Raw genomic sequence first — 11,494 nt, forward strand, 5'->3', positions numbered from 1 at the left:
CGAACCCGCCGCCCGCCCTTCCCCGGGGCGTGACGGCGGGCTCGGCACCGAGGCGTCAGTCCGCGTAGACCGGAACGGCGAGCGAGGTGCCCATCTGCAGGCCGCTGGCATTGGGGAGCGCGTTGAGACGCACGATCTCATCGACCGTGGCCCGCACGTCGCCTCCCGGGTTGGCCTCGGCTGCGATGTGCCACAGGGTCTGCCCGGGCTGCACCTGCACCGTAGTGGTCGCGACCGGAGCCGAATCGCTCGTGGCGGCCACGGACGCACCCATGACGACCGCGCCGAGCGCCAGGATCAGGCTCACCGCGGCGAACACGACCACGCGACCACGACGGGTGAGCCGCACCGGTGCCGATCGGTCGGGTACGGCCGGAGACGGCACCGCCCGCAGATGACGCTGCGGACGCGGGGTGGTCAGGGTCAGGTCCTGGTAAGCGATAGCGCTCATGATGTCCTCCGTGGGGAAGCCGAGGTCAAGGTCTGGCGTGTCCGACCGAACCTCGTTCGGCGATGTCATTCGAGACGAACATCCGTTCGATCGAACACATGAGCGACTATACGCGAGCCCACTGACAAAACAAGTACCGATCGAACATCTGATCGAAAAAATCCTCGTGCCGCCCGCCCCGGCGGAGCGCCGAGTGGTGCATATCCGCCAGGTTTTCAGTGAATTAGAGGCGAAGATGCACCGCTCGCGATCGCGATCGCGTTCGCACCACTCGTCGAGCGGTCAGGGGCCCTCGAGATCGGCGGGGGTGTCGATATCGCGCACCAGATCATCGCCGACCACCACCCGGTCCGGTTCGAACACCCCCAGGACGCGTCGCAAAGCCTGATCGCGGTGATCCCCGGTCAACGAGCCGCGCAGCACCTCCGTGCGCCAGCGGGACGCGAGCCACTGATCGGCTCCCGAGCCGTCGACGAGCACGACACCGGTGCGCGGGCGCGGCAACGAGGCGAGCCGCCGCGCCACGCCGGCGGCGTTCCGCAGGTCGACGGCCATCAAGAGCACGTCCTCGGACCGGAGCCGCCCGAGCGCCGCGGCCAGCGCCGCCACAGGCCCGCCGTACGCGGGCTCCTCCCGCACCTGGACGATCTCCTCCCACCCCGCCCGGGGCGGACCGACCACGACCACCTCCCGGCATCCGGCCGAGCGGGCGCCGTCCACGGCCCGACGCAGCAGCGACTCTCCGTCGACCTCGATCGAGGCCTTGTCACGGCCGCCGAGCCGCGAGCCGCGGCCGCCGGCCAGGATCACCGCATCGAGCGTCCCGGCCGGATCCGTCCACGGCTCGCTCACGTCTCTTCGACGGCACACATGTTCAGGACTCCTCGGGCACGATCGTGGTCAACGGCACGATCGTGGTGAGCAGGACGGCGGCGTCCTCGAGTGCGTGAAGATCGTGGCGCTCGGCCGGGATGATCACCAGGTCTCCCGCCGATGCCTCGGTGGCCGAGTCGGCGCTGGAGAGGCGCACCCGGCCCCGCAGCACCTGCAAGGTGGCCTCCCCCGGAGCCTGATGCTCGCCGAGCGCGGTGCCCTCGACCATCGCGATGAGGGTCTGCCGCAGTTGATGCTGGCGGCCCGGATGCAACGCCTGGGCACTGCGGCCGTGATCGTGGCGCCTCGCCTCGGCGAGGTGGTCGTCGACGAGATCGGGCAAGCGAACGGCATCCATACGGTGACGCTACGCCACGAGAGGCTCATCACCCGTCCCCACCAGGCGGAGCACGGCCTTCACCGATAGTTTCGGGACATGCGTTCGACGATCGCCACCGCGAAGCTCGCCTGGCAGCAGGCGTCCTCCCATCAGGCGCCGCTCCTCGCCGCGGGTGTCGCCTTCTACACCTTCACCTCGCTGTTCCCGGCGGTGATCGCGGGCATCTCGCTCTACGCCCTGTTCGCCTCGCCCCAGACGATCGCCGGTCAGGTCGACCGCATCCAGGACGTGCTGCCAGCGGATGCCGCGTCGATCGTCACCGACCAGATCCAGCAGGTCGCCGAGACGTCCTCCGGGGCGCTCGGTGTCACCACCGTGATCGCGCTGGTCATCGCGCTCTACAGCGCATCCGGCGGTGTCAGCAACCTGCTCACCGCCGTCAACACCATGTACGGACTGGGCGATGACCGCAGCTTCGTCAAGCGCAAGGCGCTCGCCTACGGCATGACGGCCGCGGCGATCGCCTTCGCGATCGTCGCCGTGGCACTGGTGGCCGTGGCGCCCGCCCTGTTCTCGATCATCGACATCGTGCCGGGCGTGCGCATCGCGGCCGAGGTGGCGCGCTGGCTCATCCTGATCGGTCTCGTGATCGCCCTCATCGCGATGATGTATCGCGTCGCCCCCAACCGCCCGAGTCCACAGCGCTTCGTGACACGCGGGGTGCTCGCCGCCGCCGGGTTGTGGATCATCGCCTCGGTCGGCTTCTCGGTGTACGTCAACAACTTCGGCAGCTACGGCGAGACCTACGGTGCGCTCGCCGGCGTGGTGGTCCTGCTGCTGTGGCTGTGGGTGGGCCTCTACGCCGTGTTGTTCGGTGCCGCGCTCCAGGCCGTCGAGGAGAATGTCGTCAACCAGCGCACCCTCACCGAGGACCTGGACACCGCGCAGTCCCGCACCGATGCCGAACGTGCCCAGCTGCAGATCGAGGACGAGATCACCACCTTCATCAAGGTGATCGACGACACCCAGGGCCGCCGTCACGACACGCACTGACCCATTCGAACAGATGTTTGATATGGACGGTCGATCCCGCTACCGTGGCGGTATGAGCGAGCGCAGCGAGCGACCGAAGACAGTCACCTCATGCCGGCACCGGCCTACCCTGCTTCTCCTCCAGGCGGTGGCGGCATGAGCGAGCGCAGCGATGACGTCACCGAACTGCCCGACGGACCTCCCGATGCGAGTGGGCTGACCCCGCGTCAGCGCAAGGTGCTGGAGTTCCTGCGCAACAGCCTGCGCGATCGCGGCTACCCGCCCAGCATGCGTGAGGTCGGGGCTGCCGTCGGCCTCGCCAGCACGTCCTCGGTCTCGCACCAGTTGCGCATGCTCGAGCGGATGGGTTACATCAAGCGCGATCCCAACCGCCCGCGTGCGCTGGAGATCCATCTGCCGGAGGTGCACCGCTCGCTCGGCAGCACCGCCGAGGATCTCGCTGATGTCACCGATCTCGGCAACGAGCGTCCGGCGGCCACCTATGTGCCGGTGGTGGGACGGATCGCCGCCGGCGGTCCCATCCTCGCCGAGGAGCGGGTCGAGGAGGTCATGCCGCTGCCGAGCTCGCTGGTGGGCGACGGCACCCTGTTCCTCTTGGAGGTCAGCGGCGACTCGATGGTCGATGCGGCCATCTGCGATGGCGACTATGTGGTCATCCGCCAGCAGCCGGTCGCGGAGAACGGCGAGATCGTGGCAGCGCAGATCGACGGCGAGGCGACGGTCAAGACCTTCCAGCGCAAGGACGGCCAGGTCTGGCTGCTGCCTCATAACGACGCCTACGAGCCGATCGACGGCACCCACGCCACGATCCTCGGCAAGGTCACGGCGGTCCTGCGCCGCGTCTGACCGCCCCGCGCCCTCTCCCCATCGTGGGCGGTGAGTAGGCGTCCGTTCACACGATACGGCGGTGCATCAGCGTCCATCTCAGGTGACAGACGGACGCTGACTCACCGCCCGTCGAGGGGCGGTCTCACTCCCGGCCGGCCTGCCAGGCGCTCGTCACCATCTCGTCCAGGGTGTGCCGCATGGCCCACTGCAGGTCGCGCGCGGCCCGCTCCCCCGAGGCCACGATCCGCGCCGGGTCCCCGGGACGGCGATCGACGACCTGCGGCTCGAAGTCGATACCCGTCGCACGAGCCACCGCGGTCATGATCTGTCGTACCGAGACACCGTCGCCGCTGCCCAGGTTGTAGACCGGCTCGAGCGGCTCGCCGGCCAGCAGCTTCTGGGCGGCCACCACGTGCGCCTGTGCGAGATCGGCGACGTGAACGTAGTCCCTGACGCAGGTGCCGTCCGGGGTCGGGTAGTCCGCACCGAAGATCTTCGGCCGGTGACCCTCGCTGAGCGCGCGGATGACGAGCGGGAACAGATTGTGCGGGCTGGAGTCGTACAGGTCCGGTGTGCCCGAGCCCACCACGTTGAAGTACCGCAGCGAGGTGTGCCGCAGACCCGTCGCCCGGGCCTGATCGGCGATGACCCACTCCCCCACGAGCTTGCTCTCGCCATAGGGTGATTCGGGCGCCGTCGGCGTGTCCTCGGTCACGAGGGCGATATCGGGTGTGCCGTAGACCGCCGCGCTGGAGGAGAACACGATCGTGCCGATGCCGTGCTCGGCCATCGCCCGCAGCAGGCTGACCGTGCCCTGCACGTTCTGCTGGTAGGTGTGCAGCGGCCGCTCGACCGAGACACCGGCGTACTTGAAACCGGCGAGATGCACGACCGCCTCGATGTCGTACCGGCGCAGCGCCTCGGTGAGCTTCTTGGTGCGGGTGATGTTGAGATCGATGAAGGGCACGTCATCGGGCACGAACTCGCGGTGCCCGCTCGACAGGTCGTCGACCACCACCGAATCAAGTCCTGCCTCGCCGAAGGCACGCACGATATGCGCGCCGATGTAGCCGGCTCCGCCGGTCACCAAGATCGCCATGACCTCAGCGTACTGAGACCGTCGCTCAGGATGCGGCACGCTCCACGGCAGCTGCGTCGAGTCGTCCCAGCGCCGCCATCACGGTGGCGCGGTCGGTGGTGCGCCAGAGCGGCGGCATCGACGCCGCGAGGAAGCCTCCGTAGCGCGCCGTGACGATGCGGGGGTCGAGCATCGCGACCACGCCGCGGTCGTCCGCGCGCCGGATGAGACGGCCCGCTCCCTGCGCCAGCAGCAGCGCCGCGTGGTGGGCGGCGACCTGCATGAAGCCGTTACCGCCGCGTTTCTCCACCAGCCGCTGACGAGCGCTCATCAGAGGGTCGTCGGGGCGAGGGAAGGGGATGCGGTCGATGATCACGAGCGTGCAGGTGTCACCGGGAAGGTCGACTCCCTGCCAGAGGCTCAGCGTGCCGAACAGGCACGTGCTCGGCTCCTCGGCGAAACGGCGCGCGAGCTCGGGAAGCTGCGCGTCCCCCTGGCACAGCACCTCGATATCCGGTAGGGCCATGCGCACATACTCAGCGGCACGTTCGGCGCCTCGCCGCGAGGAGAACAGCCCGAGTGTTCGCCCACCGGCCGCCTTGACCAGGGCGGTGATCTCGCCGAGCTGATCCTCCTCCAGACCGTCCCGGCCGGGGGCGGGCAGGTGGCGAGCGACGTAGAGCATCCCCTGCTTGGCGTAGTCGAAGGGCGAGCCCACGTCCAGTCCGCGCCACTGCGCGTCCTCCCAGAGCCCGAGGGACCGCGCGACCGGATCGAAGGATCCGCCGAGCGCGAGGGTCGCACTGGTCAGGACGACGGTCTTCTCCCCGAAGAGCTTGTCGCGCAGCGCGCCGGACACGTCGATCGGCGCGATCCGCAGTTGCTGGCCGGTGCGCAGCTCGCCGAGCCACAGGACATCGGTGTCGCTGCCGCGTGCCATGCGCTCGGCTACCTGTCGCAGCTCGTCGACGGCACTGCGCGCCTGCTGGCGCGCGGGATCGGGCTCCTCGCCGCCTCGCTCCTTGCCGAAAGCCGAGAAGCAGGCGCGGGCGGTGTCGCGGACGAGGTCGAGCGCGGCGCGCAGCGGTTGGGGCGGCTCCTCGATGCGGCCGGGCGAGACATGGGTGAGTGTGTCAGCCAGCGCATCGGCGGCATCGCTCAGATCGTCGGCGGCCTCCGGATCGGTCAGGTGCGGACGGGCCCGGCGCGCCGCCCGCTCGATACCGGCGGGGTCCAGTTCCTGGGTGGCCGCCTGCGTGACCCGGGCGGCGAGCTCGTGTGCCTCGTCGATCACGACGGTTCCGAACTCCGGCAGCATCGGCACGCCGTCGATCGCGTCGATGGCGAGCATCGCGTGGTTGGTGACCACGATGTGGGCCTGCTGGGCGTCCTCGCGCGCCCGCTCGGCGAAGCATTCGAGGGCGTAGGGGCAGCGCTGGGCGCCCAGGCACTCCCGCGCGGTGACGCTGACCTGACGCCAGGCCCGCTCGTTGTGCGAGGGCGCCGCGTCCCGGTCGCCCACGTGACCGCCGTCGGCCTGCTGCTCGGCCCACTCACGCAGGGCGACGACCTCGGCACCCAGGGTTCCCTCCGGCACCTCGATGAGCGTGCCCTGGTCGTCCGGGGCGCCCTCGCGGACGCGATGCAGGCACGCGTAATTGCCGCGTCCCTTGACCACAGCGTGGTGCGGGACCTCGTCCAGCACCTCGCGGGCCGCCTCCTTGAGCGCGGGAATATCCCGCTCGACCAGCTGATGCTGCAGGTTGAGCGTGGCCGTGGCGATCACCACGCGCTGATCGTGGAGCAGGCTGGGCACGAGGTATCCCAGCGATTTCCCGGTGCCTGTGCCGGCCTGGACGAGCAGGTGCTGTTCGGTGTCGAAGGCCTGTTGGACGGCCTCGGCCATCGCGATCTGGCCGGGTCGTTCGGTGCCTCCCACCGCGTCCACCGCGGCCGACAGGACATCGCGCACGTCAGAGGCCATGGCCGCAGGCTACCGGGTCATCGCGCGCGGCTCGGCCGCGGTCCACAGGCACCCTTCCGGATCGAGCGGGGGCGGGCGGTGCGGCCTCACGCGCTCCTGGGAGAGGTGGGTTACGCACGTCTCGGACCGCGGGAGGGGTGCCTCGCTCACCTGCCACGCGCACGAGGGGTGCGTACGTCACCGCCCACGGTGAGGGCTGTCAGTTGGACCGGGCGCGACACAGGATGTGCGTGCGTGGTCGCTCCAGCAACCGCGCACGCACATCGATCGTCTACTCGACGAGATACGGAGCGAGCTCGGCCGCGAGACCGGCCCCGACGCGCGCGGCGACCCGGGTGCCGTCGGAACGGTGCTCCACCTCGTCGATCTCGCCGGACTCATGGATCCGATTGAGCAGGTCGCCGCGCTCGTACGGCAGCACGAGATCCACCGCGACCTCGGGCCGCGGCAGCTCGCTCTCGATGAGTCCGAGCAGCTCGTCGATCCCCTCGCCCGTGCGGGCGCTGACCACCACGGCGTGCGGCTCACGGGCGAGCACCTCGCGTACCACCGCGGGGTCGGCGGCATCGGCCTTGTTGACAACGATGACCTCGCGGACGCCCTCGGCGCCGATCTCGGCGAAGACCTCGCGCACCGCGGTGATCTGCCCGAGCGGGTCGGGATGCGAGCCGTCGACGACATGCACGATCAGGTCGGCATCGGCGACCTCCTCGAGGGTGGACCGGAAGGCTTCGACGAGCTGGTGCGGCAGATGCCGGACGAAGCCGACGGTGTCCGACAACGTGTACACACGGCCGTCGGAGGTCTGAGTGCGCCGGGTCGTGGGATCGAGGGTCGCGAACAGGGCGTCCTCGACCAGCACGCCGGCATGGGTGAGCCGGTTCAGCAGACTCGATTTGCCGGCATTCGTGTACCCCGCGATCGCCACCGAGGGGATCTGATGGCGTTGGCGATTGGCGCGCTTGGTGTCGCGCGTGGTCCGCAGCTCGGCCAGTTCGCGGCGCAGCTTGGCCGCGCGCGACTGGATCCGCCGACGATCGGTCTCGATCTTGGTCTCACCCGGTCCGCGACCGCCGATGCCCTCACCGCCGGCGGCACGGCCACCGGCCTGGCGGGACAGATTGCCGCCCCACCCGCGCAGTCGCTGGCTCTGGTACTGCAACTGGGCCAGCTCGACCTGCGCCTTGCCCTCCGCGCTCTTCGCATGCTGCGCGAAGATGTCGAGGATCAGGGCGACCCGGTCGACCACCTTGACCTTGACCCGATCCTCCAGATTGCGCAGCTGGCTGGGCGCGAGCTCGCCATCGCAGATGACCGTGTCGGCGCCGGTCGCCTCCACCGCCTCGCGCAGCTCGTCGACCTTGCCGCTGCCGATGAACGTGGCGGGGTCCGGACGCTGGCGTCGCTGCACCAGCGCGTCGAGGACCTCCGAGCCCGCCGTCTCGGCCAGCAGCTTCAACTCCGCCAGCGAGTTCTCGGCATCGGCCGCGGTGCCATCGGTCCAGACGCCGACGAGGACGACCCGTTCGAGCCGCAGCTGCCGATACTCGACCTCGGAGATGTCGGTGAGCTCGGTCGAGAGCCCCGCGACGCGGCGCAGCGAGGACCGCTCCTCCAGGTCAAGCGAGCCGGAGTCCACGATCTCCTCGTTCCGCTCAGTCAGCCCGTTGTTCCGCTCGCTCATGCCACCACCGCCTGAAAAAGACCACCATAGGCCGATGCCGGCATGAGCAGCCCATCTTTTCGCTCGCTCATGCCATCCACTCCATCTCGCCGCGGGCCACGATCTCGGCGGGTCCGGTGAGGACCACGTGGTCGTTCTCGTCCAGTGTCACGTGCACCGTGCCCCCTGGGACGTCGATCCGATACTCGGTCGGCCGCGCTGTGTCACCGTCGGCGAGCGCAGTGGCGATCCCGACGGCGCAGGCCCCGGTGCCGCACGAGCGCGTCTCCCCTGAGCCCCGCTCGTGCACCCGCATGCGCACGTGTCCGGGGCCACGACGGGCGACGAATTCGATGTTGACGCCCTCGGGATAGACCTCACGGTCGAAGTGCGGCTCGGTCAGCAGCGTTCCGGCTTCGTCGACATCGTCGACGAAGGCGACCGCGTGCGGATTGCCGGTGTGGACCTCGCGCGCGGTCACGGCGAGACCCTCGCTCGTGCGGACCTCGCTGTACCCGCCGATGCTGAAGGCGCCCATGTCGACGGCGATCTGCCCGTCCGCGCCGACGGAGACGAGCTTGTCGCCGTCGCGCGTGGCGACCGCGAAGCGATCGGTGTCGACCAGCTTCTCGTCCAGCAGATGGCGGGCGAAGACCCGCACGCCGTTGCCGCACATCTCGCTGATCGATCCATCGGCATTGCGATAGTCCATGAACCACTCGGCCTCGGACGTCACTCCCGCCGCGGACGATCGGATCACGCGCAGCACGCCATCGGCGCCGATCCCGCGGCGCCGATGACACAGGGCCGCCACGAAGCTCGGATCGAGGTCGCCGTGGACGGTGCCGTCGTGGTCGGGCAGCAGCACGAAGTCGTTCTCCGTACCGTGCCCCTTCTGCCAGGAGAAAGTCATGAGACGTCCAGTCTACGGTGCCTCCGCCAGGGCCACGGCGCGCTCGACCAGATCGGCGGCGTCATAGGGCAGCCACCGCACCCGCGGGTCCTTCCTGAACATGCGGTCCTGGCGACGCGCGAACCGGCGCGTGCCGGTGATCGTCTGCTCACGTGCCTCGTCCTCGCCGATCTCCCCCCGTCCGTGGGCGAGCAGCTGCTGATAGCCCAGCGCTCGGCTGGCGGTGAGCCCCTCCTCGATGCCCTCAGCTCGCAGCCTCTCGACCTCCTCGACGAGCCCGTCGTCCCACATCTGGTCGACCCGGCGCCTGATCCGGTCGTCGAGCACGTCACGCGGCACGTCGAGTCCGATCATCACGAGGTCGTCGTAGATCGACGTGAAGTCCGGCATCGTCGCTGTGAAGGGCGCGCCGGTGAGCTCCCCGACCTCGAGGGCCCGCACGATGCGGCGGCCGTTGGTGGGCAGGATCTGCTCGGCGGCTGCGGGATCGCGGCGGCGCAGCTCCGCGTGGAGAGCCTCCGCGCCGAGCTCGCTCAACCGCTGATCCCAGCGCGCCCGCACGTCCGGGTCGGTCCCCGGGAAGTCGAGCGGGTCGATCACGGCGCGCACATACAGTGACGAGCCGCCGACGAGCACCGGCAGCGCTCCACGACCACGGATCTCGTCGATGGCACGTCGCGCGGACCGCTGGAACACGGCGACATTGGCCTCTTCTCGCACGTCCAGCACATCGAGGAGGTGGTGCCGCACGCCGGCGCGCTCGGCCTCGGTGACCTTGGCGCTGCCGATGTCCATGCCGCGGAAGAGCTGGACCGCGTCGGCATTGACGACCTCGCCACCGAGACGCCGGCTCACGGCCACCGCGAGCGCCGACTTGCCCGATGCGGTCGGTCCGACCACGACGACGACTCGATCCTGACGCTGAACGGGCACGCGGCCAGTCTCGCAGGTACCGTGAGATCGCAGACGTCCGTGGTCACAGAGGAGACAGACCGTGAGCTTTCTCAGCAAAATGCTCGGCCGAGGCAAGATGGCCGGTGAGGATCTCAGCCAGAAGGCCCAGGACGCCAAGGAGCGTGCTGGCGAGGCTATGCAGGGCCGCGAGGACGATATCCATTCGGCCGTGGACAAGGTGCGCGATCTCGCCGACCAGGCGACGGGTGGCAAGTTCACCGGCAAGATCGACGAGGCGGCCGACCGTCTGAAGCAAGCCGCCGACGACATGGCCACCGATGACGGTGGCGAGAACGACCCGAAGGACGGCTCGGAGTCCTGACCCCTCCTGGGCGGTGAGTCAGCGTCCGTCCTGACGTCCGCCCGGTGACTCAGCGTCCATGGCGCCGCGTGAATGGACGCCTACTCACCGCTGACGGAGTGGCCGGCTGGTTAGGCTCGGGACCGTGACGACCCGATGGGCCTTCGTGCCGAGTGCGCCGCTGCTGGCCGTTTCCCACGATCGGCTGCTGGCCCCCGCCCGCGATGCCGCCCGGGCTGCGGTCGGCTGGCTCGTCGACGGGGCCGCCGAGGTGGTCGTCCTCGACGGGTCGGCATCGGATGTCGACGGTGACGAGCGAGCCGGCGGCAGCCTGCGCGGATTCGGACTCGATATCCGAGCTGGCGGCCCGCGCGAGGAACTCGGCCTCGCGCACACCCTGGGCGCCTGGTTGCTCGACGATGCCGGTTGGTCCGGCCCGCGCCGCTATACGTCATCCCTGGCCGACGTACCGCCGGCCCTCGTGGTCGTGGCCGACGGATACGCCTGCGTGAACGAGCTGTCCCCGCTGGGCTTCGATCCGCGAGGTCCGAAGGGCCAGGCGGAGATCGTCGGCGCCCTCGCTTCGGCCGATCCCGATGCTCTGCGCGTCCTCGACACGGAGTCCGCGCTCGATCTGGGCTGCTCGGGCGCGCCGACCCTCGCGCACGCCGCGAGCGCGGCCGCCGACCTCGACTGGCGAGGAACGGTGACCTACGACGATGCTCCCCTCGGCATCGGCTACTGGGTCGCGTCGTGGGAACTCAGCTCCGTGGGCGAGCACCCGCGTGGTTTCGATACGCGCCGGCCGCGAACGGCCTCACGCTACTCAACCACCGGGACATCGATACATGCCCAGCCACGGACGACGACCGGTTCCCGCCTGGGCCCCTCGGTGGTCGAGTGCGAGGGAGCGCCAGCGACCGAGCGTATCGAGACCACACTACGGAAACCTGATCTCGAAACATAACGGCCAACCCCACTCAACCACCGGAACATCGAGACCCGCCGGCCACGGACGACCACCGGCCCCCTCGCTGGTCGAGTGCGAGGGAGCGC

At 69.7% G+C, this 11,494-nt stretch carries 12 protein-coding genes; 4 read left to right on the top strand and 8 right to left on the bottom strand.

Features of this window, described 5'->3' with window-relative positions; all coding sequences use genetic code 11:
- Nucleotides 1–55: 55 nt before the first annotated feature.
- The 3 genes from JL108_RS12500 to JL108_RS12510 all read right to left on the bottom strand — a co-directional run bounded on the left by JL108_RS12500 (nucleotide 56) and on the right by JL108_RS12510 (nucleotide 1,682).
- The gene (locus JL108_RS12500; RefSeq protein ID WP_205198593.1) at nucleotides 56–451 is read right to left on the bottom strand and encodes a LysM domain-containing protein; all 396 of its coding nucleotides are present in this window, start codon (nucleotides 449–451) and stop codon (nucleotides 56–58) included.
- A gap of 282 nt (nucleotides 452–733) precedes the next feature.
- Nucleotides 734–1,303, bottom strand: a complete 570-nt coding sequence (locus JL108_RS12505) for a molybdenum cofactor guanylyltransferase (protein WP_205198594.1) — start codon at nucleotides 1,301–1,303, stop codon at nucleotides 734–736.
- A gap of 22 nt (nucleotides 1,304–1,325) precedes the next feature.
- Nucleotides 1,326–1,682 carry a cupin domain-containing protein gene (locus tag JL108_RS12510; protein ID WP_205198595.1) on the bottom strand — a complete coding sequence of 119 codons (357 nt, stop codon included), beginning with the start codon at nucleotides 1,680–1,682 and terminating at the stop codon, nucleotides 1,326–1,328.
- Between the two features lie 78 nt (nucleotides 1,683–1,760).
- Here JL108_RS12510 and JL108_RS12515 point away from each other — a divergent pair, with 78 nt between their 5' ends.
- The gene (locus JL108_RS12515; protein ID WP_205198596.1) at nucleotides 1,761–2,717 is read left to right on the top strand and encodes a YihY/virulence factor BrkB family protein; all 957 of its coding nucleotides are present in this window, start codon (nucleotides 1,761–1,763) and stop codon (nucleotides 2,715–2,717) included.
- Between the two features lie 135 nt (nucleotides 2,718–2,852).
- Nucleotides 2,853–3,563 (top strand): transcriptional repressor LexA, encoded by a 711-nt coding sequence (lexA, locus tag JL108_RS12520; RefSeq protein WP_205198597.1) that lies wholly within the window; start codon nucleotides 2,853–2,855, stop codon nucleotides 3,561–3,563.
- Nucleotides 3,564–3,687: 124 nt separating this feature from the next.
- On the opposite strand, the gene galE is transcribed toward lexA, so the two are convergent.
- The 5 genes from galE to miaA all read right to left on the bottom strand — a co-directional run bounded on the left by galE (nucleotide 3,688) and on the right by miaA (nucleotide 10,116).
- Entirely contained in the window at nucleotides 3,688–4,644 is a 957-nt protein-coding gene (galE, locus tag JL108_RS12525; protein WP_205198598.1) for a UDP-glucose 4-epimerase GalE, read from the bottom strand.
- Nucleotides 4,645–4,669: 25 nt separating this feature from the next.
- Nucleotides 4,670–6,607: an ATP-dependent DNA helicase gene (locus tag JL108_RS12530; protein ID WP_205198599.1), complete on the bottom strand. Its 1,938-nt coding sequence runs from the start codon at nucleotides 6,605–6,607 to the stop codon at nucleotides 4,670–4,672.
- Between the two features lie 271 nt (nucleotides 6,608–6,878).
- Nucleotides 6,879–8,291 (bottom strand): GTPase HflX, encoded by a 1,413-nt coding sequence (gene hflX, locus JL108_RS12535; RefSeq protein WP_205198600.1) that lies wholly within the window; start codon nucleotides 8,289–8,291, stop codon nucleotides 6,879–6,881.
- Between the two features lie 67 nt (nucleotides 8,292–8,358).
- Entirely contained in the window at nucleotides 8,359–9,183 is an 825-nt protein-coding gene (gene dapF, locus JL108_RS12540; RefSeq protein ID WP_205198601.1) for a diaminopimelate epimerase, read from the bottom strand.
- A 12-nt stretch (nucleotides 9,184–9,195) separates the two neighbouring features.
- The gene (gene miaA, locus JL108_RS12545; RefSeq protein WP_205198602.1) at nucleotides 9,196–10,116 is read right to left on the bottom strand and encodes a tRNA (adenosine(37)-N6)-dimethylallyltransferase MiaA; all 921 of its coding nucleotides are present in this window, start codon (nucleotides 10,114–10,116) and stop codon (nucleotides 9,196–9,198) included.
- A gap of 61 nt (nucleotides 10,117–10,177) precedes the next feature.
- On the opposite strand from miaA, the gene JL108_RS12550 reads away from it, so the two are divergent.
- Together JL108_RS12550 and JL108_RS12555 are read left to right on the top strand one after the other, a co-directional pair.
- The gene (locus JL108_RS12550) at nucleotides 10,178–10,459 is read left to right on the top strand and encodes an antitoxin (RefSeq protein WP_307837257.1); all 282 of its coding nucleotides are present in this window, start codon (nucleotides 10,178–10,180) and stop codon (nucleotides 10,457–10,459) included.
- 124 nt (nucleotides 10,460–10,583) lie between these two features.
- Complete coding sequence (locus tag JL108_RS12555; RefSeq protein ID WP_205198603.1) at nucleotides 10,584–11,405, top strand: hypothetical protein; 822 nt, start codon at nucleotides 10,584–10,586, stop codon at nucleotides 11,403–11,405.
- Nucleotides 11,406–11,494 lie beyond the last annotated feature (89 nt).

The organism is Aeromicrobium sp. YIM 150415 (assembly GCF_016918125.1).
GTDB classification, from domain to species: Bacteria; Actinomycetota; Actinomycetes; order Propionibacteriales; family Nocardioidaceae; genus Aeromicrobium; species Aeromicrobium piscarium.